Genomic DNA, 26,624 nt, shown 5'->3' on the forward strand with positions numbered 1-26,624 from the left:
GAACGTTCCGTCGACGGGCGCCGCATGGTCGTAAACCAGTCAGGCCGGTGAAACTGCCGGTTCATATGAGTGAACGGATGACGCGCTCACGGGGCGCGCGGAGGAATCGGTAGGGGTCAGTGGATGATGCCGGTCCGCAGCGCCACGGCCACCATGCCGGCCCGGTCGCCGGTGCCGAGCTTGCGGGCGATGCGGGCAAGGTGGCTCTTCACGGTCAGTGCGGACAGGCCCATCGAGACGCCGATCGCCTTGTTGGACTGGCCTTCGGCGACCAGGCGGAGCACCTCGACCTCCCGTCCGGACAGTTCGCGGTAGCCGCCCGGGTGGCTCGGGGCACCCGGGGGGCGGCGGTGCATACGGGTGGCGGCACCGAGGGGAGCGGCGCCGGGCCGGCTGGGGAGGCCGATGTTGGTTCGGGTTCCGGTGACGACGTAGCCCTTGACCCCGCCCGCGAGGGCGTTGCGGACGGCGCCGATGTCGTCGGCGGCCGAGAGGGCAAGCCCGTTGGGCCAGCCCGCGGCGCGGGTCTCGGACAGCAGGGTCAGGCCGGAGCCGTCGGGCAGGTGGACGTCGGCGACGCAGATGTCGCGGGGGTTGCCGATGCGGGGACGAGCCTCCGCGACGGACGAGGCCTCGATGACGTCGCGCACACCGAGGGCCCACAGATGGCGGGTGACGGTGGAACGGACGCGCGGGTCGGCCACGACCACCATGGCGGTCGGCTTGTTCGGGCGGTAGGCGACCAGGCTTGCGGGCTGCTCGAGGAGAACGGACACCAGGCCTCCTGGGTGGGGGGACGGGGCCGGCTTGTGGGGAGGAAGCCGGGACGAAACGTGCTTTCAGGGTCACAGTCGTCTTCGGCAGCAAAGCCGTGCGCCTTTAGAGAATGATCACGATCTAGTGAGTAACAATCCGTTCAATTCGGACATGTGATCGATCATCCGAAGATCGAATCGGTTCGAGCAGATTCGATTCGAGTACAGAAAGTGGCCGTATCGACAAAGAGAGAGTCAATACGGCGCCCAAGAGGATGAATTTGGTACGGCCGGTGCTCAGGTCACCGTGACTGCGGCCCCCTGCGCTGCGGCAGGGTCACCACCGAGGCGTCGCCCGGACCGGCCGGCGGAAGCCCGCCGACCTGGGCCAGCAGATCGCACCACGAGGCCAGGTGCGCGGCGGTGTCCGGCACCCCGCCGAGGCCCTCGCGCGGCGTCCAGGAGGCGCGGATCTCGATCTGGGAGGCGGCCGGGCGCGCGGACAGCCCGCCGAAGTAGTGCGAACTCGCGCGCGTGACGGTGCCGCTCGGCTCGCCGTACGTCAGCCCGCGCGCCTGCAGCGCCCCGGTCAGCCACGACCAGCACACCTCGGGCAGCAGCGGATCGGCCGCCATCTCCGGCTCCAGCTCCGCGCGCACCAGCGTCACCAGCCGGAAGGTGCCGTGCCAGGCGTCGTGCCCGGCCGGGTCGTGCAGCAGCACCAGCCGGCCGTCGGCCAGGTCCTCGTCGCCGTCGACCACCGCGGCCTCCAGCGCGTACGCGAACGGCGCGAGCCGCTGCGGGGCGGGCGTCGGCTCCACCTCGATCTGCGGCCGCAGCCGCGCGGTGCGCAGCGCGTCGACCGCGGCCCGGAACGCCGGCGGCGCCGCCGTGCCCGTCCGGCCCTCCGCCTGAGCGGAGTCCTTCGCGTCGTCCATTCCGTCAGCGCCGTCCGACGATCGTCCCTGAGCCGCAGCCATGCGGGGAAGAGTAAGGGGAACAGCGCTCCGGTGCAGGGAGGACACCCCTGAGGGCGGCCGCACTTCTCGCTTCGCGGCCGTGCGAGACTTGCCGACGTGAGTGCCAACCCAAGCCCCACGGGCAAGCAGCCGACCGCTACGTACGACAGCGCCTTCCTCAAGGCGTGCAGGCGTGAACCCGTGCCGCACACCCCCGTGTGGTTCATGCGCCAGGCCGGCCGCTCGCTGCCCGAGTACCGCAAGGTGCGCGAGGGCGTCCCGATGCTCGAGTCCTGCATGCGGCCCGAGCTGGTCACCGAGATCACGCTGCAGCCGGTGCGCCGGCACAACGTGGACGCGGCGATCTTCTTCAGCGACATCGTCGTCCCGCTCAAGGCCATCGGCCTCGACCTGGACATCAAGCCCGGCGTCGGCCCGGTCGTGGAGCAGCCCGTCCGCACCCGCGCCGACCTGGCCCGGCTGCGCGACCTGACGCCCGAGGACGTCTCCTACGTCACCGAGGCGATCGGCCTGCTCACCCGGGAGCTGGGCGGGACCCCGCTGATCGGCTTCGCCGGGGCGCCGTTCACCCTGGCGAGCTACCTGGTCGAGGGCGGCCCGTCGCGCACGTACGAGAACGCCAAGGCGATGATGTACGGCGACCCGCAGCTCTGGGCCGATCTGCTGGACCGCCTCGCAGACATCACGGCCGCGTTCCTGAAGGTGCAGATCGAGGCGGGCGCCTCGGCGGTCCAGCTCTTCGACTCCTGGGTCGGCGCGCTGGCCCCGGCCGACTACCGGAGGTCGGTCATGCCCGCCTCGGCGAAGGTGTTCGACGCCGTCGCCGGGTACGGCGTCCCGCGCATCCACTTCGGCGTCGGCACCGGAGAGCTGCTGGGGCTGATGGGCGAGGCCGGCGCCGACGTGGTCGGCGTCGACTGGCGCGTCCCGCTGGACGAGGCCGTGCGCCGCGTCGGCCCCGGCAAGGCGCTCCAGGGCAACCTGGACCCGACGGTGCTGTTCACCGACAAGGACACCGTCGAGGCCCGGGCCGGCGAGGTGCTCGACGCGGCCGCCGGCCTCGAGGGCCATGTCTTCAACCTCGGCCACGGTGTCATGCCGAACACCGACCCGGACGCGCTGACCCGGCTCGTGGAGTACGTCCACACCCGCACCGCCCGCTGAGCGGAGCCGCTCACCGCACGCGCACCGCGCACCCGCCGCTCACCACACCTGACGGGGTCGTGCCTGCCTGCCGAACACCAGGCGGCGCGGCTCCGGCGGTGGCGGGGTGCCCGGCTTGAGCGGCCAGGCCAGCAGCATGCCCACCACGAAGCCGACCACGTGGGCCGAGTAGGCAACGGTCCCCGCGCCGGACACACCGTGCCCGGAGGAGTACACCGCCTGCAGCCCGAACCAGAAGCCCAGCACCAGCCAGGCGGGCAGCCGCAGCGGCAGGAAGATCAGGAACGGCACCAGCACCCAGACCCGCGCCCTCGGATACAGCACCAGGTAGGCGCCCAGCACACCGGCGATCGCGCCGGACGCGCCGATCAGCGGGTCGCCGGAGGTGGCGTTGAGCAGCGCGAAGCCGTAACCGGCCGCGTAGCCGCAGAAGACGTAGAAGAGGAAGAACCGGATGTGGCCCATCCGGTCCTCGACGTTGTTGCCGAAGATCAGCAGGAACAGCATGTTGCCCAGCAGGTGCAGCCAGCCGCCGTGCAGGAACATCGCCGTGAACACCGACAGCGCCGGGGACTTGTCGTAGGCGGGCGGCGCCACCACACAGCCCGGACCGTGCGGGCCCACGCCCACGCCGCCGGTCGGGACCACCCGGGGCATCCGATGACCGATCAGCTCTCTGGGAACCGCCGCGTAGTGGTCCATGAAGGCCTGCAGATGGCAGAGCCGCGCCAGTTCGCCCGAACCCGGCAGGGAGCCGACGGTGCCGGGAGTCACGAGGAAGACGAGGACGTTGGCGGCGACGAGGGCGTACGTCACGTACGGGGTGCGGCGCGCCGGGTTCACGTCATGGACGGGGATGACCACACAGAAGTACTGCCCGGGATACGGCGGGTGAATCGGTGAACGCCGGCGGGCGGGCACGCGTATCTCCTCTCAACCGACGTGAGGATCAGGCGATGAGTGCGAACGCTCCACAGGTGACGGCGATGCAGGCGCTGCCCGACGGCGAGGCCGAGCTGTCCTTGGTGATACGGATCCCCTGGGAGGACGTCGCCCGGCTCGGTCAGGAGGCCGGGCGGCTGGCGGCGCAGATGCAGCGGCCGGTGACGCTGGACGAGGCGGTGAGCTACCGGCTGCGGTCCACCCGGCCGTCCGCCTCGCACGCCAAACCCGCGGGGGAGCAGCCCGCGGCCGTGACGGCCGGCGGGGGCGTCACCTCCCTGCCGCGGATCAGCACGACGGCCTGAACCGCCCGCCGCCTACCGCTGACCGTCCCGCACCTTCGCCGACGCCTTTCTGGCCGCCACCAGGACCGGGTCCCACACCGGTGAGAAGGGCGGGGCGTACCCGAGGTCCAGGGCCGTCATCTGCTGCACCGTCATCTGCGCGGTCAGCGCCACCGCCGCGATGTCGACCCGCTTGCCCGCGCCCTCCCTGCCGACGATCTGGACGCCGAGCAGCCGGCCCGTGCCGCGCTCGGCGAGCATCTTCACCGTCATCGGGGAGGCGCCGGGGTAGTAGCCGGCCCGGCTGGTCGACTCGATGGTGACCGTTTCGAACCGCAGGCCCGCCCGGTGGGCGTCCTTCTCGCGCAGGCCGGTACGCGCGATCTCCAGGTCGCAGACCTTGCTGACCGCCGTGCCCACCACACCCGGGAAGGTGGCGTAACCGCCGCCCGCGTTGGTGCCGATGACCTGGCCGTGCTTGTTGGCGTGTGTGCCCAGCGGAATGTACTGCTCCTGCCCGGAGACCAGGTTCAGCACCTCGACGCAGTCGCCGCCCGCCCAGATGTTCTCGTGGCCGCGCACCCGCATCGCGAGGTCGGTGAGCAGGCCGCCGTGGGCGCCGAGGGGCAGTCCCGCCGCGCGGGCGAGCGAGGTCTCCGGGCGCACACCGATGCCCAGGACCACGACGTCCGCCGGGTACTCGGCGCCCTCGGTGGCCACCGCGCGGATCCGGCCGTCCTCGCCGGTGAGCAGCTTGGTCACCTCGGCGTCGTTCACCATGGTGATACCGAGGCCCTCCATGGCCCCGTGCACCATGCGGCCCATGTCCGGGTCCAGGGTCGACATGGGCTCCTTGCCGCGGTTGACGACCGTCACCTCGAAGTCACGGTTGATCAGCGCCTCGGCCATCTCGACGCCGATGTAGCCGGCGCCCACGACCACCGCGCGACGGCCGGGCGCCCGCTCCAGCGAGTCCAGCAGCGCCTCGCCGTCGTCCAGGGTCTGCACCCCGTGCACGCCGGGAGCGTCCACGCCCACGATGTCGGGGCGGACCGGACGGGCACCGGTCGCGATGACCAGCCCGTCGTAGGACGTCCACGACTCCGCGCCGGAATCGACGTCACGCGCGCGTACCCGCTGCCCGGCCACGTCGATCTCGACGACCTCGGTGCGCATCCGCAGGTCGATGCCGCGCGCGAGGTGCTCCGCCGGGGTGCGTGCGATGAGCTGATCGCGTTCGGCCACGTCACCGCCCACCCAGTACGGGATCCCGCACGCCGAGTAGGAGCTGAAATGGCCCCGTTCGAAGGCCACGATCTCCAGTTCGTCCGGGCCCGACATCCGGCGCGCCTGCGACGCCGCGGACATCCCCGCGGCGTCGCCGCCGATCACCACCAGCCGTCGCCCGCCGTCCCGCCCACCGTTCATGCTCATGTGAACACGCTACGGCGCGCGGCCATTTCGGTCCTGGCCGGGCCCGCGCGTCAGTCCTGACCGGGCTCGCGCGCCGGCTCCGGCGCCGGACGCGCGTGCGGCAGCGGACCCGGCGCGGTCGTCGCCGGTGCCGGGGCCGGCTCCGGGCGGCGCCGCAGCCGCGGCCGGACGAGCCGCGCCCACACCAGCGCCAGCAGGGCGGCGAGCGCGGCGAACGGCAGCAGCGCGCCCAGGACCAGGGCGATCCAGCGCAGCATCGTGACGAACGCGTGCCAGCCGCCCGACAGCGCGTCCACGAAGCCGGGCGTGTCGTCCTCGGCGGCCTTCTTCACGGGTGTCTCGGACAGCGACAGGGTGATCGTCGCGAGGCTGGTGCGGTCCTTCAGGGACGCCTGCTGGGCGAGCAGCGCCTCCAGGTCCGCCTCCCGGCTGCTCAGCTCCCCCTCCAGGGTGACGACGTCGCTCAGCTTGCTCGCCCGGTCCATCAGCGTCCGGATCCGGGCCACGCTCGCCCGCTGCGACTTCACCCGGCTCTCCACGTCCACGACCTGGTCGGTGACGTCCTGCGCCTTCGACGTGCGCTCGACGAGCCGGCCGGCGCCCTGCAGATCGCCGAGGACCTCGTCGTACCGCGCGGACGGCACCCGCAGCACCACGCGCGTGTACTCGCGGCCGTCCGAGTCCCGGGCGGTGTTCTCGCCGCCGACGTATCCGCCCGCGCTCTCCGCGGTCGTACGGGCCCCCTCCAGCGCCCTGGGCACGTCCTTGACCTCCACGGTGAGGGAGGCGGTGCGGATGACGGCGCTCGGGACGGAGGAGGGTGCCCGGCGGGCGGACTTCGCGTCGTCCACCTTGCCGCCCGCGGCACCCGCCTGCCGCTCCGCTCCGTCCGCGGCGGACTTGGCGGAATCGCCGCCCGAGTCGTCCGCGGCGCTGCACCCGGCCAGCGCCAGACAGGCGGCGAGCAGGACCCCGGTCAGGGCCCGGACGGGTCGTACGGAACGTGGTGTGCGCATGGCGGTACTCCCGAAAGCGGTGAGACACGACGGCAATGACCTCTGACGCTCCTTCGACGCCGGGGCGAGCCGGGACGTTGGGGCGCGCCGGTTCCGATGCGGTCACGGTCCGGACTCGTCCCGGACACCGGGCCGGGACGGGACCGCCGGTGGGGTCTGAGAGAGTGGGGACATGAGCGCAACGGGTACGCATTCGGGGCATGTCGTCGTCATCGGAGCCGGTATCTCAGGGCTGGCCGCCGCCCACCGGCTGCTGCGGCGAGGCGCCCGGGTGACCGTGCTCGAGGCCTCCGACCGGGTCGGCGGCAAGCTCCTGCCGGGCGAGATCGCGGGCGTCCGGGTGGACCTGGGCGCCGAGTCGATGCTGGCCCGCCGCCCCGAGGCGGTGTCCCTCGCGCGCGAGGTGGGCCTCGCCGAGCGGCTCCAGCCGCCGGCCACCGCGACCGCCTCGATCTGGACCCGCGGCGCCCTGCGCCCGATGCCCAAGGGGCATGTGATGGGTGTCCCCGGCACCGCCGCCGCCCTCGCCGGCGTGCTGTCCGACGAGGGCCTCGCCCGCATCGGGCGCGACGCCGAACTGCCCCGCACCGAGATCGGCGACGACGTGGCGGTCGGCGAGTACGTGGCGGCGCGGCTCGGCCGGGAGGTCGTCGACCGGCTGGTGGAACCGCTCCTCGGCGGCGTGTACGCGGGCGACGCGTACCGCATCTCGATGCGCTCGGCCGTACCCCAGCTCTTCCAGGCGGCCCGCGCCCACGAATCCCTCACCGAGGCGGTGCGCGACATCCAGGCCAGGGCCGAGGCGAACCGGCAGACCGGGCCGGTGTTCATGGGCGTCGAGGGCGGCGTGGGCCGGCTGCCGCTCGCGGTCGCCGAGTCGGTGCGCGCCCTGGGCGGCGACATCCTCTGCCGCACGCCGGTGACCGGGCTGCGCCGGGAGGCGTCCGGCGGCTGGCGGGTGACCGCGGGGGAGCGGGTGCTGGACGCCGACGCGGTGATCGTCGCCGTACCCGCCCCGGCCGCCGCCGCGCTGCTGAGCGCCGAGTCGCCGGAGGCCGCGGCCGAACTCGCCGCCGTCGAGTACGCCTCCATGGCCCTGATCACCCTCGCCTACCGCCGCACCGGCCTCGCCCTGCCCGAGGGCAGCGGGTTCCTGGTGCCGCCCGTCGACGGCCGCACCATCAAGGCGTCCACCTTCGCCTCGCAGAAGTGGGGCTGGCTCGCCCAGGAGGACCCGGACGTGGCCGTGCTGCGCACGTCGGTCGGACGGCACGGCGAGACCGAGGTGCTCCGGCGCGAGGACGCCGAGCTGGTCGCCGTCTCCCGGCACGACCTGCGCGAGGCCACCGGCCTGGACGCCACGCCGCTGGAGACCCGCGTGACCCGCTGGACCGACGGGCTGCCCCAGTACCCGGTGGGTCACCACGCGCGCGTGGCCCGTATCCGCGAGCACGTGGCCAAGCTGCCGGGCCTCGCGGTGTGCGGCGCGCAGTACGACGGCGTCGGCATCCCGGCCTGTGTCGCGAGCGCCCACGCGGCCGTCGACCAGCTCGGCGGCGACCTCGGCGGTGTGCGGAAGCTGACGGCCGACCCGGTGCAGAGCCTGCACGGCGGAGCGGGAGAATAGGAACATGAGTGACGACGCCTCCACCACCGAGACCGGCAGGATCCCGAACAAGGGCAAGCTGGCCAAGGACCTCAACGAGGTCATCCGCTACACGCTGTGGTCCGTCTTCAAGCTGAAGGACGTGCTCCCGGAGGATCGCGCGGGCTTCGCCGACGAGGTCCAGGAGCTGTTCGACCAGCTCGCCGCGAAGGACGTGACGGTCCGCGGCACGTACGACGTCTCCGGGCTGCGTGCCGACGCCGACCTGATGATCTGGTGGCACGCCGAGACCAGCGACCAGCTCCAGGAGGCGTACAACCTCTTCCGGCGCACCAGGCTGGGCCGCGCGCTGGAGCCGGTGTGGTCGAACATGGCGCTGCACCGCCCCGCCGAGTTCAACCGCTCGCACATCCCGGCGTTCCTCGCCGACGAGACGCCCCGCAACTACGTGAGCGTCTACCCCTTCGTACGCTCCTACGACTGGTACCTGCTGCCGGACGAGGACCGCCGCCGCATGCTCGCCGACCACGGCAAGATGGCCCGCGGCTACCCGGACGTCCGCGCCAACACGGTCGCCTCGTTCTCGCTCGGCGACTACGAGTGGATGCTGGCCTTCGAGGCCGACGAGCTGTACCGCATCGTCGACCTCATGCGCCACCTGCGCGGCTCCGAGGCCCGCAGGCACGTCCGCGAGGAAGTCCCCTTCTTCACGGGGCGCCGGAAGGACATCGCCGAGCTGGTGGCCGGGCTGGCCTGAGGGGTCGGACGGGGGTCCGGGGGTTGTCCCCCGGGAAGGGCGGCACGGGGCGCCGGAAGGACATCGCCGAGCTGGTGGCGGGGCCGGCCGGGGGGGAGTGTCCCCCGGGATGGGCAGTACCCGGCGCCGGAAGGACGTCGCCGAGCTGGTGGCGGGGCCGGCTTAGGCGCCCTTGCCCTTGAGGGCGTCCCGTTCGGGGCGCTCGGCGGTGGGGGAGGCCGGGGCCTCGGGCCTCGGCTCCGGGCGCGGTGCGCAGGCGGCGCGCCGCCCCGGGACGCGGCCCTCGAGCAGGTAGCCGTCCAGGTGGCCGTTGACGCACCTGTTGGGGCCGCCCCCGATGCCGTGCGTACCGGCGTCCCGCTCGGTCACCAGCGCCGAGCCGGCCAGCCGCCGGCTCATCTCCAGCGCGCCCGAGTACGGGGTGGCCGCGTCCCGTTCCGCGGCCAGGATCAGCACCGGCGGCAGCTCACCGGGACCCGTCCGCACGTCCAGCGGCCGCTGCCGGGGGGCCGGCCAGTAGGCGCACGGCAGGTTCATCCACGCGTTGTCCCAGGTCTCGAACGGGGCGCTGCGCGCGAGCCGGGTGTTGTCGCGGTCCCACACCTTCCAGTCCGTCGGCCAGGGCGCGTCGTTGCACTCGACGGCCGTGTAGACCGCGCTCGCGTTCTCCGCCTCGGCGGCCGCCCCCGTCTCCGGCGCGGCCAGCTCGACCAGCGCCTTCGCGTCGCCCTTCAGATAGGCCGACAGCGCGGCGGCCCGGCCCGGCCAGAGGTCGTCGTAGTACCCGGCCCGGAGGAACGCGTTCTGCAACTGGCCCGGTCCCACCTTGCCGCCCGCCGCCTTCCCGGCCAGCCGGCCGCGCGCGGTGTCGTAACTGCCCTGGACCTTCGCCGCGGTGTCGCCCAGCCGGTACACGTCGTCGTGCCGGGCGATCCACTCGCGGAAGTCCGTCCACCGGTCCTCGAACGCGGCGGACTGGTCGAGGTTGGCGCGGTACCAGACCTTCTGCGGGGCCGGGTCCACCGCGGAGTCCAGCACCATCCGCCGGACGTGCGAGGGGAACAGCGTCGCGTACAGCGCGCCGAAGTAGGTGCCGTACGACGCGCCCATGTAGGTCAGCCGGTCCTCGCCCAGCGCCGCCCGCAGGACGTCCAGGTCGCGGGCGTTGTTGAGCGAGTTGTAGAACCGCAGCCCGCTCCCCGACCGCTTGGCGCAGCCGCGCGCGTACGCCTTCGCCCGGGCGATGCGCTGCCGCTTGTACTGCTCCGAGGGGTGGGCCGGCGACTCGGTGGGCGCGTGGAAGAAGAGCCTGGGCTCGACGCAGGACAGCGGCGCCGAACGGCCCACCCCGCGCGGGGCGTAGCCGACGAGGTCGTACGCGGCGGCGATCCGCTGCCACACGGGCAGGGTGCGGGCCATCGGGAAGTACATGCCGGATCCGCCGGGGCCGCCCGGGTTGTAGACGAGGGCGCCCTGCCGGGGCACCTTCCGCTTGCTGTTGTGCGGGTCCTTGTGGGTGGCCCGGGACCGGCTGACGGTCAGCTCGATCTGCTTGCCGCCGGGCCTGGCGTAGTCCAGCGGGACGCGCACCGTGCCGCACTCCAGGCTCCGCGGCGCGTCCCGCCCGTCGCACCTGGCGAACTCGATGCCGGCCTCGCGCGCCCGCTGGGCGGCGATCGCGGTGCCGCGTGTCTCGGCCGTGACCGGCGCGCCGGCGGCGCCGTCCGCCGGGGCCGCCGCCAGGGCCGCCAGGAGCAGGGACCCGGCGGCCGAGTACAGGGCGGCAGCTCTCATCGCGTATCCCTCCGGTGCGCGGCGGCGATGGCACGGCTGCCACGGCCCGACGATCACACAAGGGATGTTTCGTTCGGCTTCCGGTGAAGGCAAGCACCGCACGGCGGTGTCGCCGGGAATGCCCCCAGTGCGCCCCCGAAGGGCGGTCTCACTCCCCCCGGGGCTGGTCGCGGTGGGCGAAGGCCGCGCGCAGCTCCGGTTCGCCGACCGCCCGGACGCCCCGCACGGCGACGGAGGTCAGGAAGGACCGCTCGTCGCCGTCACGGTCCTGCCGCCGGGGCAGGTCGCCCAGCAGCCGCTGTCCGGCGGGGGAGGCCCAGCGCGAGTAGGGGTGCGCCTCGATCCGGGCGATGGCCAGACAGCTCAGGGTCAGCGTGAGGGGCAGCGCGAACCACAGCGCGACGAGGAACCGGGGCATCCCGGTCTGAGCGGGCATCAGCAGGGCGGCCAGCGCCAGCGCGCACACGGCCAGTGCGGCGGCCCGCACCTGGCGGACGCCGTCCGCCACCGTCGTCCGCGCACCGTCCGGGACCGCGAGTCCCGAGCGCACCAGCCCGTCGGCGAGCCGCCGTACGGCCTCCGCTCCGGCCGCGGCGCCCCGCACCGGGGCGATCCTCGACTGACCCTCGGGCCCTATCGCCCCTATGACGGACCGTTCCATGTCGTCGCGGCCCCGCGGATCCACCACCGTGGCCCAGCCGGTGTGCGCGAGCAGCAGCCGCCGCTGCCGGGCCATGGAGACCATGGTCACGTCGGCGACCCGCGCCGGACCGCCGGACAGGAACGCCGCCTCGTACAGCGTCAGATCGTGCTCCCGGTCCGTGGGGACGCCCTCGGCGTCCAGGTCCGCCGAGCGGACCGCGGCCAGGCACAGCCGGGTGCACGCGACGCCCGCGAACGCCCAGGCCAGAAGCAGCAGTAGGACCCAGAACATGACGTGTTTCTATGCCAGGCGCATCGGAAGCGCCATGCCCGTTCCAGTATCCGGACCGAGTGTTGCCGGTACGTGACGTTCCGTTTGCCTCGCAGGTCAGGGGGCGTCGACCCGGAGCGGGCTCGAGGCGGCGGGCGGCATGGAGTACGACCCGGACGGCGAGGGCGCGACCGGGACCGCGGAACCGGCGTCGGTGACCGGGGGCGTGGGCACGGCGGAGGGGGTGGCGGCGAGGTCCCGGGCCAGCGCGGAGAAGTCGACGTACCCGGTCGCCTCCAGGACCTTGATGTGGTCCAGCACCGTCGTGTTGGCGTCGTCGGCCAGGTCGCGCACCAGCGAGTTCTGGGTGCCCGCGCGGACCTCGGCGACCAGCGAGAACACCCGGCCGTGCGCCAGGCGCAGCAGGGCGGCGAACTGCCGGTCGAACTCCTGGCCGCGCGCGCTGCGCAGCGTGGCGAGCCACTGATCCTGCTGTGCGTTGGGCTCGTTGGGCAGGGGCACGCCGAGCCGGGAGGCGACGGTGCGGTCGTGCGCGTCGAGCGAGGTGTGGCCGTCGACCAGATGCTGTCCCGCGTCGCGCACGGCCTGGGTGGTGCCCTTCTCCAGGGCGAGCTGCCCGGCCGGCAGCTCCCACAGCCCCGCCAGCCGGACCTTGGTCACGAAGTCCCGGTCCCGTTCGGACAGCGGACCGTACGGCGTCGTCACGGTACGCGCGCCGAGCACCTGAGCGCCGGCCGCACCGCCCGGCCGGCCGGCGTACGACCAGAGCGGGAAGAGCAGTGCCGCGGCGGTCGCCGCGAGGGCCGTGATGATGAGCCCGGTGCCGCTGAATATGCCTCGGCCCTTGACGGGGGGTCGCGGTCGCATGGTGCCTCCTGCACCGCACTCCGGTGTGCTGGGTGCGGGGTTGGCATATTACTGCGGCGGCCGGCGCGAACGGTCACGGAGGCGGCCGGGGCGGACCGGCGGCTCAGGCCCCGCGCAGCAGCACCCGCGCCCGTGCCGCCAGCCCCCGGGGGCGGGGCGCCGGGCCCGAGCGGTGCAGCCACCACTCCCGCAGTTCACGCCGGGTCCCCGGGTCCCGCGTGCGGCCCAGCTTCAGCAGGTGCCCGGCGAAGTCCAGCGCGTCCCGGCGGTAGCCGTCGCTCATCGGCAGGCTCCGGGCGTACTCGAGGAACGCCTGCCGGTATCCGTCCCCGAGGATCACCGGCAGTTCGGGCGCCACCTTCGCCACCACGTCCGCCCGTTTCGCGGCGAGGGCCCGCGCCTGCACGCCCATCCGCGCCCGGTCGAACCCCTCCGGCACCGGTGTCCCGGCCACCAGCGAGGACAGCACCGCGGCCTGCGCGACACCGAGCCGCTGCCGCACCCCGGACCCGGCCGGAGCCGGGGCGCCCACGGCCGGGCCGTCAGCGCCGCCCGGCTTCTCCGTCCCGTCCGCCAGGCGCGCCGCCCCCGCCGTCACGGCGGCCCGGATGGCGCCCAACTCACGCTCCAGCTCGGCTGGTTCGGGGAAGTTGTCGTCCCGCTCCAGCAGTACGCCGGGCGGTGCGACGCGGGACGCGAGGCCGGTCAGGATGTCGAGCACCGGACGCGGCACGGGGTGCGCGTGGCTGTCGTGCCAGACGCCGTCGCGTTCGAACCCGCCCGCGACGTGCACGTACGCGATGGCCTCCACCGGCAGTCCGGCGAGCGCCGCCGCCGGGTCCTCGCCCCGGTTGACGTGGTTGGTGTGCAGGTTGGCCACGTCGATGAGGAGCCGTACGCCGGTGCGTTCGACCAGTTCGGACAGGAACTGCCCCTCGGTCAGCTCCTCGCCCGGCCAGGAGAACAGCGCGGCGATGTTCTCCAGGGCCAGCGGCACCGGCAGCGCGTCCTGCGCGATCCGCACGTTCTCGCACAGCACGTCGAGCGCGTCCCGGGTGCGCGGCACGGGCAGCAGATGGCCCGCCTCCAGACGCGGGGACGCGGTGAGCGCGCCGCCCGCCCGCACGAACGCGATGTGCTCGGTGACCAGCGGCGCGCCCAGCGCCGCCACCCGCTCGGCGAGCGCCGTCAGCCGCCCCGGATCGGGGCGCTCGGCCCCGCCGAGGCCGAGGGAGACACCGTGCGGAATCACGGTCACGCCCCGCTCGCGCAGCCGCAGCAGCGACTCGGGGAGGTGGCCGGGGCAGACGTTCTCCGCCACGGCCTCCACCCAGTCGATGCCCGGCATGGCCTCCACGGCGTCCGCGATCTCCGGCCGCCAGCCGATCCCCGTCCCCAGTCGAAGCATGCCCGCACCCCCTCCTCCGAATGACGGGGGTATGGCCCCGGGGAACGGCCCCGAACCCTGACCGGGCGGCGTTCAGAGCAACATTTGAGGTTCCCGGCGGCTACCGGCGCAGCACGGGATGGTCCGCGACGACCGTGCAGGAACCGGGGGCGATCTCCGTGAAGCCCGCGTCACGAACGAGGGGGAGGCCGCTGGTGGTCAGCCCGGGCCAGTCGCCGGGGGCGGCGGCGCGTACGGACAGGGGGAAGCCCTCGCCGCGCCAGGTGGCACGGGCCTCGGGGGACAGGGCCCACCAGGCGAGCTGGGCGCCGTGCCCGGCCTGGGCCATCGTCTTGCCCGCCGACATCTCCAGCTCCGGGTTGAGCCACAGCACCGGCCGGGTGCGGTCGGCGCCGGCCGGCGGCTCCGGATCGTCCAGCTCCGTGCCCGACACCTGGAGTTTCGCGAGATCCCTGGGCCAGCCGTCCAGCGGGACCGGCGGGAAGACCCGTACCTCAGCGGACTCGCCGGTCACCGTGATCCCGGGCAGCGCCTCGGCCCGCCGCCACTCGGCGCCCCGGGCCCGCCGCACGACCTTGCGGATCCGGGCGTCCTCCCAGTTCCGCACGGCCTCCGCCCACTCGCCGTCCCCGGTGGTCCGGTCGTCGCTGAGCATCAGCAGCACGGCGCGCGCGGCGGTCTCCAGGGCGTCGGTACGGGCGGGCGGAGCGCTCTTCTCCATGCGCACGACGAGCGGCAGCACGAACTGCGGCGCCTCGTCACGCGGGTTGCGCTCGGTCTGGAAGGAACTGTCACCGGGGGCGGCTGGGGCATGACTCACAAGGGCCCAGCTTACGAGGAGGCCGCCGGTTCCCTCGGCCGGGCCCGGTGCACCGCCCGCCGCTCAGCCCGAGCAAGCGGTGCGCCGGGCCCCCCTGGCACTCGCAGCGCGGGCACGGGGTGATGCCCTTGTACGACTCCGGGTACTCCGTGGGCTCTCGGCACATGGCGTACGGCGGCCCGTCGGCCCTCGGCGGCCCGGTGCTGTCGACGACCATGCAGTACGTCTCGTTGTCGGTCATGCCGTCGGCGTAGGACGGTCACCGGTGCCCCTTGGTCTCCCCGATCAGCTCGGAGACCTTCACGAACCGGTAGCCCTGCCGGCGCAGCTCGGGGACGACCGCGCGGACCACACGCTCGGTCGTGGGCGCGGCGCTGCGGGTGCAGTGCATGACGACCACCGAGCCCGGCTTCACGCCGTCCAGGACCTGCTGGACGACGGCGTCGGCGTCCGTGGCGAAGGCGTCACCGCTCACCACGTCCCACTGCACCGCGGTGACCCCGGTCGCGCTGAGCGCGCGCAGCGCCTGGCGGTCGTAACAGCCGCCCGGGAAGCGGAAGTACGGCAGCGGGTGCGACACGCCCGCCGTGCGCAGGGAGGCGTACGCCCGCTCGACGTCCTTGCGCATGCCGGCCGAGCCGACCGTCGGCAGGCCGTAGCAGTCGCCGGTGAACGCGTAGTGGCTGTAGGAGTGGTTGGCGACCTCGAACTGCGGATCGTGGCCGAGGGAGCGGGCCTGGGCCGGGTACTGCTCGGCCCAGCGGCCGGTCATGAAGATGGTCGCCGGGACCCTCAGCAGGCGCAGGGTGCCGATGAGGTCGGGGTTGTCGAAGTGCTCGCCGGCGGCGGCGCGGGGCCCCTCGTCGGCGGTCATGTCGGCGTCGAAGGTCAGCGCGACGGTCTTGCCGAGATTGCGCGGGCCGTGCTCGAACACCGGGGTCAGGCCGCCCGGGCCCTGGGTGAGGGCCGGGGGCCGCGAGGCGGACGGGGAGGCGGAGGGGGCCGGGTTGGCGTGGGCCGGACGGGCGGGCCCGGGGCTGCCCGCGGTACCGCAGGCGGCGAGGGCCGCGCCGAGGGCGCAGAGGGCGGTGAGACGGCGTAGGGAAGTGATCACCGTATGAAAATATGACTAAACGATCTGTTATCGGTTGATATGACTAATGACGCGGCGGTGGCGTCACCCGCGCGGCGGGAGTTCCCTCACAGGTCCCGGTGCTCCAGCGGCCGCACCGCCGGACCCTGGATCACCCGGCCGTCGACGTCGAAGCGCGAGCCGTGGCAGGGGCACTCCCAGGCCTGCTCGGCCCCGTTGAAGGCGACCAGGCAGCCGAGGTGGGTGCAGCGGGCCGAGAGCGCGTGCAGGGCGCCCTCCTCGTCGCGGCGGACGGCCAGGTGCTTGCCGCCGACGCGGACCACCGCGCCCTCGCCCGGCGCCAGGTCGTGCGGGGAGGCCGGTGAGCGCAGCCGGTCACCGACGAAGTGCCGGGCCACCTCGGCCTGGTTCTTCAGCAGCGACGGCGCCTCGCGCAGCACCGACTTCACCCGGCGCGGGTCGTACAGGTCGCGCCACGGGCGGTCCTCACCGGTGATCAGCGCCGTCAGCAGCAGCCCGGCCATGATTCCGCCGCTCAGCCCCCAGCCCCCGAAGCCGGTCGCGACGTAGGTGTGACGGGCGCCGGGATGGAAGGGGCCGACCAGCGGCACGGTGTCGGTGGAGTCGTTGTCCTGCGTGGCCCAGGCGTACTCCAGGGCCACTCCCGGGAAGTGCCTCCCGGCCCACTCGGCGAGCCGGCCGAAGCCCGCCCCGGGGTCGCCGGTGCCCGGGGTGAAGTGCTCACCGGTGACGACGAGCAGCCGCCGCCCGTCCTGCCCGTACGGCGCGGTGCGCACCGAGCGGGTGTTCTCCTCGGGGGTGATGTACATGCCCCCGGGGTCGGGCCCGTCGCCGAGCGGCCCGGCGACGACCAGCTCCCGGCGGGGGGAGAGGCGGGAGAAGAGCAGCGCGCGGTCGAAGACCGGGTAGTGGGTGGCGATCACGACGTCCCGCGCGGTCACCGTGCGGCCCGAGCCGGTGGTCAGCCGGCAGGGCTCGCCGCCCTCCGCGAGGCCGACGACCCGGGTGTTCTCGTAGACCTGTCCGCCGCGCGCGAGCAGGTCGGCCGTGACGGCCCGCAGGTACTTCAGGGGATGGAACTGCGCCTGCCCGGTGACCCGCACCGCGCCCGCCACCGCGAACGGCAGTCCGGTCTCCGTGGTGAACGAGGCGTCAAGACCCGCCTCCCGCGCGGCCTCCGCCTCCGCCCGCACCTCGGCCACCCGCTCGCCGTCCCGGACGAAGGTGTACGCGTCCCGGGGCTCCCACTCGCAGTCGATGCCCAGCCCGGTCACCAGCGCGGCCGCGTGCTCGATCGCCTCCGACTGGGAGCGGGCGTACAGCCGCGCCCCCTCGGGCCCGCGGGTGCGCCGCAGCCGGTCGTAGATCAGGGTGTGCTGGGCGGTCAGCTTGGCGGTGGTGTACCCGGTGACCCCGGCCGCCACCCGGCCGGCCTCCAGTACCGCCACCCGCAGCCCGGCCCGGGCCAGTTCGTGGGCGGTGCTCAGCCCGGCCATGCCCGCGCCCACGACGGCGACGTCGACGTCGATGTCGTCCGTCAGGGCGGGGTGGGACGGTCCGGGGGCGGTCCGCAGCCAGTACGAGTCGGTGACCTGTGGCATCTCGCGCATGGCCGCCGGGTACCCAGCCCGGCCCGCCTCACGTCGTCTCCTCCGGCTGTCGCTGGGCCTGGCGCTGTCCCGCGTCACCGTTGGGGGTGGGCAGCTGCTGGATCTGGTGGCCCCGCTCCAGGAAGTGCAGCAGCTCCACCGGGATGGGCAGCACCAGGGTGGAGTTCTTCTCGGCCGCCACCGCCATCACCGTCTGCAGCAGCCGTAGCTGGAGCGCGGCCGGGGTGTCGGACATCTGCTCCGCGGCCTCGGCGAGCTTCCTGGAGGCCTGCAGTTCGGCGTCCGCGTTGATGATCCGGGCCCGGCGCTCCCGGTCGGCCTCGGCCTGGCGGGCCATCGACCGCTTCATCGTGTCCGGCAGCGACACGTCCTTGATCTCCACCCGGTCGACCTGGACGCCCCAGCCGACGGCCGGACTGTCGATCATCAGCTCCAGACCCTGGTTGAGCTTCTCCCGGTTGGAGAGCAGATCGTCGAGGTCGCTCTTGCCGATGATCGAGCGCAGCGAGGTCTGCGCCATCTGGGACACCGCGAACTTGTAGTCCTCGACCTTCACCAGCGCGCTCGCGGCGTCGACCACCCGGAAGTACACGACGGCGTCCACCCGCACGGTGACGTTGTCCCGGGTGATGCCCTCCTGACCGGGGACCGGCATGGTCACGATCTGCATGTTGACCTTGTGCAGCCGGTCGACGAACGGGATCACCAGCGTCAGGCCCGGATCGCGTACCTCACCCAGGACCCGCCCGAGCCGGAAGAGCACACCCCGCTCGTACTGCTTGACCACACGCGCCGCCATCGCGAAGTAGACGACGCCGACGGATGCGGCGGCCGCGGCCGCCCCCAGCAGCTCCTGGAGCATGATGACCTCCTCATCGAGAGGCCTGCCTTTTGTCCGATGCTGCAACCATATGCCCGCTTCGGGGTGGAATCCATGGGCCGGACGGCCGGGGTCCGGACCGGGGTGCCGATGGGTGGCGCCCCGGTCCGGGGTGGTGGCCGCGGCCTCAGACCGTCGGTGCCCCGGCCGGTTCGCCCGGCGCGGACCGCGCGGCCGGGAGGGCCGGCGCGGTGACCCGAACCGGCTCGGTGCCGGCCGCGCTGTGCCGTTCGGCCCAGTTCTCCAGGGCCTTGCGGCAGGCGTGGTCCAGGTGGTGCAGGCCGGACAGGTCCAGCCGCACCGGACGGTCCTGCGGCAGCGACTCCAGGCTGTCGAGGATCTTCGGCAGCCGCAGGAAGGTCGCGTTGCCCGACAGGTACGCCTCGACCGGGCCCGCGCCCTTGTCGACGACCTCCAGCCTGAGGTGCGAGGCCTCCCAGGCCGTCTTGACGACCGCCAGGGCGAGTCCGATGAGCACGCCCTCGAACATGCTGACCGCCACGATCGACACCGCGGTGACGCCCAGGATCAGCGCCTCGCCCCGGTGCTCGCGCCACAGCGCCGCCAGCGCACGGACCGGCACCAGTTTGGCGCCGGCGTGGATCAGGACCCCGGCGAGCGCCGGGATCGGGATGAGGGCGAGCACACCCGGCAGCAGGGCTGCGAACAGCAGCAGCCACACGCCGTGCAGCACCCGGGAGGCCTTGGTGCGGGCACCCGCCTGGACGTTGGCCGCGCTGCGCACGATCACCGCGGTCATCGGCAGCGCGCCGAGCAGCCCGCACACCGTGTTGCCCGCGCCCTGCGCGATCAGCTCCTTGTCGTACGCGGTGCGCGGCCCGTCGTGCAGCCGGTCCACGGCGGCCGCGCTGAACAGCGACTCGGCGGACGCGATCAGTGTGAACGCGACGATGGTGCCGAGCAGCCCGGGACCCGCCAGTTCGGCGAACGCGCTCAGCGGGGGCGGCTGCACCGAGCCCAGCAGCCCCTTCACCTCGACGGTCGCCACCGGCAGGCTCAGCACGGCCGCGGCGGCCGTGGCCAGGCCGACCGCGGCGAGCGGTCCGGGCACCGTGCGCACCCTGGCCGGCGCGAGCCGCCACAGCACCAGGACCGCGACGGTGCCCGCGCACACGGCGAGCGAGGCGAGCGCCGGCCCGTCGCCGAGGGCGTCCAGAAACGCCCGGGGGAGCCCGGCCATCTTGCCCAGGCCGGAGTCGGGGGCCTTGGCCGCCATGGCCGGATACAGCTGGCCGGCTATCAGGACCAGCCCGATTCCGGCCAGCATGCCCTCGACCACCGAGACCGAGATGGCCCGGAAGTAGCGGCCGAGCCTGAGCGTGCCCATGAGCACCTGGAGCAGACCGGTGGCGAGCACGATCACGCCGAGCGCCGGCAGTCCGAACTCCTTGACCGCCTCGAAGACGAGCACGGTCAGTCCGGCGGCCGGCCCCGACACCTGGAGGCTGCTGCCGCGCATCAGCCCGGTGACGAGGCCGCCCACGATGCCGGTGACGAGTCCCAGCTCGGCCGGCGCCCCGGAGGCGACGGCCACGCCCACGCACAGCGGCAGCGCGACCAGGAAGACGACGAGGGAGGCGGCGAAGTCCCGCCGCAGATGGGGGAAACGGGATATGAGCGTCGAGTTCGTCATGGGCGCGCTCACAGGGCTTCGAAGGTGTCGGTCCGCGGGCGGTGCGTCCGAACGGCGCCGGTGTGCACCTCGTAGTACCAGGCGTGCAGGTCGATCCGGCCCTCCGCCAGCCTCCGCTCGACGCACGGGTACGAGCGCAGCCGGAGCAGCTGGGCGAGGACATGACTCTGGACGCCCTCGGCGACCTCCGGGTCCTCGGCGGCGCCGGCCGGGCGCGCGGCGGCGTGCGCCAGCCAGTCGCGCACGGCGGGTACGGCGGTCAGGTCGTCGCCGCGCACCAGCGCGCCGACGGCACCGCAGTGCGAGTGGCCGCAGACGACGACGTCGCGGACGCCGAGCACCTCGACGGCGTACTCGATGGTGGCGGCCTCGCCGGTGGGCCGCTGCGAGGCGTACGGCGGGACGATGTTGCCCGCGGTGCGCAGCTCGAACAGCTCGCCGGGGCGGGCGCCCGTGATCAGGGCCGGGACGACCCGGGAATCGGAGCAGGTGATGAACAGGACCTGCGGGGACTGGCCTTCGGCGAGCTCGGCGAACTCCTCAGGGCGCTGTCCGAACGTACGGGCGTTGTCGATGAGGGGCTGCATGTGTCTGGACTCCTCCTGGCGCGCCGCACCGGCGCGTCGGGCTTGCACGACGGTCGTGGGGGGACGAGCCGGCTCTCAGCGGCGAAAGACCTGAAGCGCCGCCGGGGAGTGGGCTCTGGAGGATCTCGTGGTGCGGTGGTGCGGGTCACCGGCCGGGGCCGGTGACCGCGGGGCGGCCGTCTGCCGGGATATGAGCGGGTGCTCCCGCGCGCACCCGGCGGCGGGCGCGCGGTGCCGGTCCCGGGTGTGCGGGGTACCGGTGGGTTCCTTCGGGCGGCCCGGCTCGCGGAACGGGTCCGCCTGCTCGGTCGACCGCTGCGCGGAGGACGTGATTCCGGTCCAGGCCTTGGCCTCTGCATCACCGAAGGTGTGCGCGGCTGCGAAGGTTCCCGCGGATGTGAAGAACTGAAGCGTGAGCAGGGCTGCGGTGAGGAAGGTGAGCGTGGTCCAGGCCGTCCTGCCTCGCAACATGCGCCCCCCTTCCCGAAAATCACACCTCTTGTGCGTACCAAACATTGGTCAATGGATGGTCAAGAAACACGTTAACCCCGCAAAGTCCTTTGCAGGGTTAACTGGGGGTTGAGCGCGCAAGAGAGCGTGAAAAGTGCGGGTCCGATGGCGTGAACCGGCTCTTGACCCGCAAGGGCCCGATCGAATATCGGGCCGCGGCTACGAGGTGACGAGGCCCTTGGCGTCCCGGGCCAGCGCGGTGAGCCGGGATATCGCGCGGAAGTACTTCTTGCGGTAGCCGCCGTTCAGCATCTCCTCGCTGAACAGCCGGTCGAAGGGCAGCCCCGAGGCCAGCACCGGGACCTCACGGTCGTACAGCCGGTCCGCCAGCACCACGAGACGCAGCGCCGTCGACTGGTCCGGCACCGGAGCCACATCGGTGAGGCACACCGCCCTCAGTCCGTCCGTCAGCGCGCCGTACCGGCTCGGGTGCACCTTCGCCAGGTGCTCCAGCAGATGCGGGAAGTCGTCCAGCGAGGCGCCCGCCGTGGCGTACGCGGCCTTCGTCACCTGCTCGTCGGTGAACGGCGCCGGAGCCTCGGGCAGGCCCCGGTGGCGGTAGTCCTCGCCGTCGATCCGCAGGGCGCGGAAGTGGGCGGAGAGGCCCTGGATCTCGCGCAGGAAGTCGGCGGCGGCGAACCGGCCCTCGCCGAGCTTGCCGGGCAGCGTGTTGGAGGTGGCGGCCAGCGCCACGCCCGCCTCGACCAGCCTGCCGAGCAGCGTGGAGACCAGCACGGTGTCGCCCGGGTCGTCCAGTTCGAACTCGTCGATGCACAGCAGCCGGTGGTTGCCGAGCGTCTGCACCGTCTGCTGGAAGCCGAGGGCGCCGACCAGGTTGGTCAGCTCCACGAAGGTGCCGAACGCCTTGAGCGCGGGCTCGGCCGGGGTGGCGTGCCACAGGGATGCGAGCAGATGGGTCTTGCCGACGCCGTAGCCGCCGTCCAGGTAGACCCCGCGGGGGCCCGCCGGGGTCTTGGGTGCCTTCCGGCCGAAACCGAGGAAGCCCCGCTTGCCGGCGCCCGTGGCGTGCGCGCCGCCGAGCCCGGCCGCGAAGCCCTCCAGCACCCGAACGGCCTCGGTCTGGCTGGGCTGGTTCGGGTCCGGGATGTAGGTGGCGAAGCGCACCGAGTCGAAGCGCGGCGGCGGCACCATCTCGGCGACCAGCCGGTCCGCGGGGACGTGCGGCTCGCGGGCGGCGAGGGACAGCGGGCCCGCTTCGGTCAGAGGGCTGGAACCTTGGGCTGCGGTGGAGGACGACACGGTTACCCATGCTAAGCGCCGTGTCACACTGCACGACATGCGACGCCTGTTCCCTGTGACCGACGAAACACCAGACCAGGCCCGGGAGTGGAGCCTCGCCGAGCTGGCCGCCGCCTACGCCTACCCGGAGCCCGCCGCCGGCGCCCCGCGGCCGTGGCTGCGCGCCAACATGGTCTCCACCCTCGACGGCGCCGCCCAGCACGAGGGGCACTCCCAGCCCATCTCCAGCGCGGCCGACATGCGCGTCTTCGGCACCCTGCGCGCGCTCGCGGACGTGATCGTGGTCGGCGCGGAGACGGTGCGGCAGGAGGGCTACCGGCCCGCACGCGCGCGTGCCGAGTTCGCGGCCGCCCGGCAGGCCGCGGGCCAGGGCCCGGCCCCGGCGATCGCCGTCGTCACCGCCGGCCTGGAGCTGGACTTCTCCCTGCCCCTGTTCACCTCGCCGCTGGTGCCGACCGTGATCCTGACCGGCGCCGCGGCGGCCCCGGACCGGGTCGCCGCCGCGGAGAAAGCAGGCGCCCGGGTGGCCGTCGCCGGTGAGGGCGTGGGCGTCGACCCCGCCCGCGCGGTGAGCGCCCTCGCCGGCCTCGGGTACACCCGGCTGCTCACCGAGGGCGGCCCCAGGCTGCTCGGCCAGCTGGTGGCCGCCGGGGTCCTGGACGAGCTGTGCCTGACCGTCTCGCCGATGCTCACCGCCGGGGACGCGCAGCGCATCGCCGGGGGGCCGGCCGTCACCGTTCCGCACCGTTTCGCCCTGGTTTCCCTGCTCGAGGAGGAGGGATTCCTCTTCAGCCGGTACAGCCGGCCCTGAAGGTGGCGGAGCGCGTCGTCCCGCTCCGCTTCGCGGCGGGCGGGCGGGCTGGGGCCTGAGGCCGTCCGGTGTGATCCACCGGACAGCCCCTAAGTCCGGTCTACCCGTGCGATCACGGGGCAGGATGGTTTCCGCGGGGCCCTGCCGGGCCCACGGGAGGAGAGAGGCGCCGGGTGTTCACTAGCGTTCTGATGATCGAGAAGGCCTTGTCGTCGGTCGACGTGGAGTTCGTCACCACCCTGCACGGGGACGAGCCGGTCTCGTTCCACGTGCTTCTCCAGCCGCGCGGAGACCAGGACCGCCTGCTGCGGGCCATCGACGACATCGCGCTCGGCGAACTGGACGACGCCGTCCGCGAGGGCAGGACGCCGGAGGGCGAGGCGGCGAAGGAGCCCGCCGAGAAGGCGCTGGCGGTCTCCCTGCGGGCGCTGCGCGCCGCGGGCAGCGAGGCGCAGGGGCGGCTCGTCGAGGACCATCCGCTGGACGCGCTCAGGACCCTCGTCGGTGAGGTGGACGCGGACGAGGTGATCGTGCTGACCGCTCCGCACTACGTGGAGGAGTTCTTCCACCGGGACTGGGCCTCCCGGGCCCGCCACAAGGTGGGCGTGCCGGTGCTGAAGCTCTTCGCGCACGGCGAGGACTGACACGGCGGCGGCCGGGGGTGTTGTGCCCGTTGCGAAGGAGGCCGGGCGCGAGCGCATAGGCTAGACACGCTCAGCCCGTACCGGATCTTGGGAGAAACGCGCATGGCACCCGGACTTCCTGCCGCCATGGACCGACCGCACTTCATCGGCATCGGCGGCGCCGGGATGTCGGGGATCGCCAAGATCCTCGCCCAGCGCGGCGCCGAGGTGGCCGGCAGCGACGCCAAGGAGTCGGCGACCGCCGAGGCGCTGCGGGCCCTCGGCGCGACCGTGCACATCGGGCACGCCGCCGGGCACCTCGCCGACGACGCGAGCTGTGTCGTGGTGTCGTCCGCGATCCGCGGGGACAACCCGGAGCTGGTGCGCGCCGCCGAGCTGGGCATCCCGGTGGTGCACCGCTCCGACGCGCTCGCCGCGCTGATGGAGGGGCTGCGGCCGATCGCCGTGGCCGGCACCCACGGCAAGACCACCACCACGTCCATGCTGGCCGTCTCCCTCGGCGAGCTGGGCCTGCGGCCGTCGTACGCCATCGGCGGCGATCTGGACGCCCCCGGCTCCAACGCGCTGCACGGCGAGGGCGACATCTTCGTCGCCGAGGCCGACGAGTCGGACCGCAGCTTCCACAAGTACGCGCCCGAGGTCGCCATCGTCCTCAACGTCGAGCTGGACCACCACGCCAACTACGCCTCGATGGACGAGATCTACGAGTCCTTCGAGACCTTCGCCGGCCGCATCGTGCCCGGCGGCACGCTGGTGATCTCCGCCGACCACGAGGGCGCCCGCGAACTCACCCGGCGGCTGGCCGGCGCGGTGCGGTGCGTGACCTACGGCGAGGCCGAGGACGCGGACGTGCGGGTGCTCTCCATCGTCCCGCAGGGGCTGCGCAGCCAGGTGACCGCGGTGCTCGACGGGCAGGAGCTGACCTTCACCGTCTCCGTCCCCGGCCGGCACTACGCCCTCAACGCCGTCGCCGCGCTCACCGCGGGTGCCGCGCTCGGCGTCCCGGCGGCCGGTCTGGCGTCCGCGCTCGCCGCGTACACCGGCGTCAAGCGGCGCCTGCAGCTCAAGGGCGAGGCCGCCGGGGTGCAGGTCATCGACTCCTACGCCCACCACCCGACCGAGATGACCGCCGACCTGGAGGCCATGCGCGCCGCCGCCGGTGACGCGCGCATCCTGGTCGTCTTCCAGCCGCACCTGTTCTCCCGCACCCAGGAACTGGGCAAGGAGATGGGCCAGTCGCTGGCGCTCGCCGACGCCTCGGTCGTGCTGGACATCTACCCGGCCCGCGAGGACCCGATCCCCGGTGTGACCAGCGAGCTGATCATCGAGGCCGCGCGCGCGGCCGCCGCCGACGTCACCGCCGTGCACGACAAGGCGGAGATCCCCACGGTGATCGCGGGAATGGCGAAGCCCGGTGATCTCGTTCTCACCATGGGCGCGGGCGACGTGACCGACCTGGGCCCGAAGATCCTGGACCGCCTGTCGCAGCAGTGAAGGGGCTGAGGCTCATGTCGTACAGCGTCGAGAAGCCGGACGAGCAGTGGCGGGCGGAGCTGACCCCGGCCGAGTACGCCGTACTGCGCCAGGCCGGCACCGAGCCGGCCTTCACCGGTGAGTACACCGACACCAAGACCGAGGGCGTCTACTCCTGCCGTGCATGCGGCGCCGAACTGTTCACATCGGACACCAAGTTCGCGTCGCACTGCGGCTGGCCGTCCTTCTACGACCCCAAGGACACCGACGCCGTCGAGCTGGTCGAGGACCGCTCGCACGGCATGGTCCGCACCGAGGTGCGCTGCGCCCGCTGCGGCTCCCACCTCGGCCATGTCTTCGAGGGCGAGGGGTATCCGACCCCGACCGACCAGCGGTACTGCATCAACAGCGTCTCGCTGCGGCTGGCGCCCGACGAGGGCTGACCGGCCCGGCCCGGGCCGACGAGGACCGTGCCCGGGCCCTCGGCCGACGGTGCCCGCCGGAGCTCACCCGCCGTGACCGGAGGCCGACCGGGTGCAGCCGTTTCCGTTACCCTGCTGGCAATACCCTGCCGAGGAGGGTGAGTTGACGGGGAGCACAGCGGCTGTCCGGTCGGGTGGTGGCCGGGCGGGCGGAAGGGATCTGCGGGGCAGGGCCTTTCCGGCGCTCACCACCGGTACGCCGCACGAGAGGTTGGAGTCGGTCCAGTCGCTGCGCGCCTGGACCGAGCAGGAGGCCGAGGACGCCATCGAGTGGTACCTGCGGGACAAGCGCCTCAAACGGCTCGGTTCCCGCCTGCTGCGCGGTCTGATGATCGTCCTCGCGACGACCGGCACCGTGATCCCGCTGGCCGGCGCGGCCACCGGCGCGGACATCCAGAGCTGGGGCTATGTCTTCCTGGCCGCCGCCGCGGGCTGCAAGGGCTTCGACCACTTCTTCGGCCTGTCCACGGCCTGGATGCGGGACATCACGGCGGCGCAGGCGCTGCGCGGCGAGCTGAACGAGTTCCGTCTGGCCTGGTCGGCCGAGTTGCTGCGGGACGCGACCGGTGTGCCGGAACAGACCCTGGTCGAGCGCAGGATGCGGCTGATCGGCGACCTGACCGGCAAGCTCCGCATCCACCTGGAGACCGAGACCGGCGACTGGACCGCCGAGTTCCGCGCCGGTCTCCAGCAGGACCAGGCCGCCGCGCTGCCCGCGCCACGCGAGACCGGTGCCGCCGCCGAACGCTGACCGCCCGGTCCCGTCGGGGCCCCGGGGCCTCGTGCCGGCGAAGCTCATCGGCCGGGGCGCGAAGTGCCGGCTGGCCGGTTTGTCGTG

The 26,624-nt window shown here is 73.4% G+C and carries 27 protein-coding genes; 10 read left to right on the forward strand and 17 right to left on the reverse strand.

The annotated features are described in order from the left end of the window. Positions 1 to 116 precede the first annotated feature (116 nt). Positions 117 to 776 (reverse strand): helix-turn-helix transcriptional regulator, encoded by a 660-nt coding sequence (locus tag ACZ6B1_RS24830; RefSeq protein ID WP_468781764.1) that lies wholly within the window; start codon positions 774 to 776, stop codon positions 117 to 119. A 281-nt stretch (positions 777 to 1,057) separates the two neighbouring features. Beyond that, positions 1,058 to 1,735, reverse strand: a complete 678-nt coding sequence (locus ACZ6B1_RS24835; RefSeq protein ID WP_468781766.1) for a DUF3000 domain-containing protein — start codon at positions 1,733 to 1,735, stop codon at positions 1,058 to 1,060. Between the two features lie 96 nt (positions 1,736 to 1,831). Between ACZ6B1_RS24835 and hemE the strand changes: the two genes are divergently transcribed. After that, the gene (hemE, locus tag ACZ6B1_RS24840; RefSeq protein WP_468781768.1) at positions 1,832 to 2,899 is read left to right on the forward strand and encodes a uroporphyrinogen decarboxylase; all 1,068 of its coding nucleotides are present in this window, start codon (positions 1,832 to 1,834) and stop codon (positions 2,897 to 2,899) included. A 39-nt stretch (positions 2,900 to 2,938) separates the two neighbouring features. Here hemE and ACZ6B1_RS24845 read toward each other — a convergent pair whose 3' ends face one another. Further along, positions 2,939 to 3,763, reverse strand: a complete 825-nt coding sequence (locus ACZ6B1_RS24845; protein ID WP_468782099.1) for a rhomboid family intramembrane serine protease — start codon at positions 3,761 to 3,763, stop codon at positions 2,939 to 2,941. 122 nt (positions 3,764 to 3,885) lie between these two features. On the opposite strand from ACZ6B1_RS24845, the gene ACZ6B1_RS24850 reads away from it, so the two are divergent. After that, complete coding sequence (locus ACZ6B1_RS24850; RefSeq protein WP_199213697.1) at positions 3,886 to 4,146, forward strand: hypothetical protein; 261 nt, start codon at positions 3,886 to 3,888, stop codon at positions 4,144 to 4,146. Positions 4,147 to 4,158: 12 nt separating this feature from the next. On the opposite strand, the gene ACZ6B1_RS24855 is transcribed toward ACZ6B1_RS24850, so the two are convergent. After that, complete coding sequence (locus tag ACZ6B1_RS24855) at positions 4,159 to 5,559, reverse strand: FAD-dependent oxidoreductase (protein ID WP_468781770.1); 1,401 nt, start codon at positions 5,557 to 5,559, stop codon at positions 4,159 to 4,161. Between the two features lie 50 nt (positions 5,560 to 5,609). After that, positions 5,610 to 6,575, reverse strand: a complete 966-nt coding sequence (locus ACZ6B1_RS24860) for a DUF4349 domain-containing protein (RefSeq protein ID WP_468781772.1) — start codon at positions 6,573 to 6,575, stop codon at positions 5,610 to 5,612. A 172-nt stretch (positions 6,576 to 6,747) separates the two neighbouring features. On the opposite strand from ACZ6B1_RS24860, the gene hemG reads away from it, so the two are divergent. Beyond that, positions 6,748 to 8,202 carry a protoporphyrinogen oxidase gene (hemG, locus tag ACZ6B1_RS24865; RefSeq protein WP_468781774.1) on the forward strand — a complete coding sequence of 485 codons (1,455 nt, stop codon included), beginning with the start codon at positions 6,748 to 6,750 and terminating at the stop codon, positions 8,200 to 8,202. A 4-nt stretch (positions 8,203 to 8,206) separates the two neighbouring features. Continuing rightward, positions 8,207 to 8,938, forward strand: a complete 732-nt coding sequence (gene hemQ / locus ACZ6B1_RS24870; RefSeq protein ID WP_468781776.1) for a hydrogen peroxide-dependent heme synthase — start codon at positions 8,207 to 8,209, stop codon at positions 8,936 to 8,938. 162 nt (positions 8,939 to 9,100) lie between these two features. Here hemQ and ACZ6B1_RS24875 read toward each other — a convergent pair whose 3' ends face one another. The 5 genes from ACZ6B1_RS24875 to ACZ6B1_RS24895 all read right to left on the reverse strand — a co-directional run bounded on the left by ACZ6B1_RS24875 (position 9,101) and on the right by ACZ6B1_RS24895 (position 14,761). Continuing rightward, the gene (locus ACZ6B1_RS24875; RefSeq protein ID WP_468781778.1) at positions 9,101 to 10,732 is read right to left on the reverse strand and encodes an alpha/beta hydrolase; all 1,632 of its coding nucleotides are present in this window, start codon (positions 10,730 to 10,732) and stop codon (positions 9,101 to 9,103) included. A 148-nt stretch (positions 10,733 to 10,880) separates the two neighbouring features. After that, positions 10,881 to 11,666, reverse strand: a complete 786-nt coding sequence (locus ACZ6B1_RS24880) for a TIGR04222 domain-containing membrane protein (RefSeq protein WP_468781780.1) — start codon at positions 11,664 to 11,666, stop codon at positions 10,881 to 10,883. A 96-nt stretch (positions 11,667 to 11,762) separates the two neighbouring features. Continuing rightward, entirely contained in the window at positions 11,763 to 12,533 is a 771-nt protein-coding gene (locus ACZ6B1_RS24885; RefSeq protein ID WP_468781782.1) for a DUF4142 domain-containing protein, read from the reverse strand. A 103-nt stretch (positions 12,534 to 12,636) separates the two neighbouring features. Further along, entirely contained in the window at positions 12,637 to 13,941 is a 1,305-nt protein-coding gene (locus ACZ6B1_RS24890) for an MbnB/TglH/ChrH family RiPP precursor modification enzyme (RefSeq protein ID WP_468781784.1), read from the reverse strand. A gap of 100 nt (positions 13,942 to 14,041) precedes the next feature. Further along, positions 14,042 to 14,761 carry an aminoacyl-tRNA hydrolase gene (locus ACZ6B1_RS24895; protein WP_468781786.1) on the reverse strand — a complete coding sequence of 240 codons (720 nt, stop codon included), beginning with the start codon at positions 14,759 to 14,761 and terminating at the stop codon, positions 14,042 to 14,044. A gap of 128 nt (positions 14,762 to 14,889) precedes the next feature. Between ACZ6B1_RS24895 and ACZ6B1_RS24900 the strand changes: the two genes are divergently transcribed. After that, a complete protein-coding gene (locus tag ACZ6B1_RS24900; protein ID WP_468782113.1) occupies positions 14,890 to 15,015 on the forward strand; it encodes a hypothetical protein in 126 nt (41 codons plus the stop codon). Positions 15,016 to 15,020: 5 nt separating this feature from the next. Here the strand turns inward: ACZ6B1_RS24900 and ACZ6B1_RS24905 are convergent, their stop codons facing one another. From ACZ6B1_RS24905 to zapE, 7 genes are all read right to left on the reverse strand, one after another. After that, positions 15,021 to 15,875, reverse strand: a complete 855-nt coding sequence (locus tag ACZ6B1_RS24905) for a polysaccharide deacetylase family protein (RefSeq protein WP_468781788.1) — start codon at positions 15,873 to 15,875, stop codon at positions 15,021 to 15,023. An 86-nt stretch (positions 15,876 to 15,961) separates the two neighbouring features. After that, positions 15,962 to 17,485 (reverse strand): FAD-dependent oxidoreductase, encoded by a 1,524-nt coding sequence (locus ACZ6B1_RS24910; protein ID WP_468781790.1) that lies wholly within the window; start codon positions 17,483 to 17,485, stop codon positions 15,962 to 15,964. A gap of 28 nt (positions 17,486 to 17,513) precedes the next feature. After that, positions 17,514 to 18,347: a slipin family protein gene (locus tag ACZ6B1_RS24915; RefSeq protein ID WP_468781792.1), complete on the reverse strand. Its 834-nt coding sequence runs from the start codon at positions 18,345 to 18,347 to the stop codon at positions 17,514 to 17,516. A gap of 145 nt (positions 18,348 to 18,492) precedes the next feature. Continuing rightward, positions 18,493 to 20,019: a SulP family inorganic anion transporter gene (locus tag ACZ6B1_RS24920; RefSeq protein WP_468781794.1), complete on the reverse strand. Its 1,527-nt coding sequence runs from the start codon at positions 20,017 to 20,019 to the stop codon at positions 18,493 to 18,495. Between the two features lie 8 nt (positions 20,020 to 20,027). Next, the gene (locus ACZ6B1_RS24925) at positions 20,028 to 20,606 is read right to left on the reverse strand and encodes a carbonic anhydrase (protein WP_468781796.1); all 579 of its coding nucleotides are present in this window, start codon (positions 20,604 to 20,606) and stop codon (positions 20,028 to 20,030) included. Between the two features lie 75 nt (positions 20,607 to 20,681). After that, positions 20,682 to 21,077 (reverse strand): hypothetical protein, encoded by a 396-nt coding sequence (locus ACZ6B1_RS24930; protein ID WP_468781798.1) that lies wholly within the window; start codon positions 21,075 to 21,077, stop codon positions 20,682 to 20,684. A 198-nt stretch (positions 21,078 to 21,275) separates the two neighbouring features. After that, positions 21,276 to 22,376, reverse strand: coding sequence for a cell division protein ZapE (gene zapE, locus ACZ6B1_RS24935; RefSeq protein ID WP_468781800.1), 1,101 nt, complete (start codon positions 22,374 to 22,376; stop codon positions 21,276 to 21,278). A 37-nt stretch (positions 22,377 to 22,413) separates the two neighbouring features. Here zapE and ACZ6B1_RS24940 point away from each other — a divergent pair, with 37 nt between their 5' ends. The 5 genes from ACZ6B1_RS24940 to ACZ6B1_RS24960 all read left to right on the forward strand — a co-directional run bounded on the left by ACZ6B1_RS24940 (position 22,414) and on the right by ACZ6B1_RS24960 (position 26,537). Continuing rightward, a complete protein-coding gene (locus ACZ6B1_RS24940; protein WP_468781802.1) occupies positions 22,414 to 23,187 on the forward strand; it encodes a pyrimidine reductase family protein in 774 nt (257 codons plus the stop codon). A gap of 173 nt (positions 23,188 to 23,360) precedes the next feature. Then, the gene (locus ACZ6B1_RS24945; RefSeq protein WP_468781804.1) at positions 23,361 to 23,831 is read left to right on the forward strand and encodes an indole-3-glycerol phosphate synthase; all 471 of its coding nucleotides are present in this window, start codon (positions 23,361 to 23,363) and stop codon (positions 23,829 to 23,831) included. Positions 23,832 to 23,933: 102 nt separating this feature from the next. Then, positions 23,934 to 25,325, forward strand: coding sequence for a UDP-N-acetylmuramate--L-alanine ligase (murC, locus tag ACZ6B1_RS24950; protein WP_468781806.1), 1,392 nt, complete (start codon positions 23,934 to 23,936; stop codon positions 25,323 to 25,325). 14 nt (positions 25,326 to 25,339) lie between these two features. Then, on the forward strand, positions 25,340 to 25,747 hold the full coding sequence (gene msrB, locus ACZ6B1_RS24955) for a peptide-methionine (R)-S-oxide reductase MsrB (protein WP_468781808.1): 408 nt from the start codon (positions 25,340 to 25,342) through the stop codon (positions 25,745 to 25,747). Between the two features lie 142 nt (positions 25,748 to 25,889). Further along, positions 25,890 to 26,537: an SLATT domain-containing protein gene (locus ACZ6B1_RS24960; RefSeq protein WP_468781810.1), complete on the forward strand. Its 648-nt coding sequence runs from the start codon at positions 25,890 to 25,892 to the stop codon at positions 26,535 to 26,537. Positions 26,538 to 26,624 lie beyond the last annotated feature (87 nt).

Source organism: Streptomyces sp. NPDC041129 (assembly GCF_055592265.1).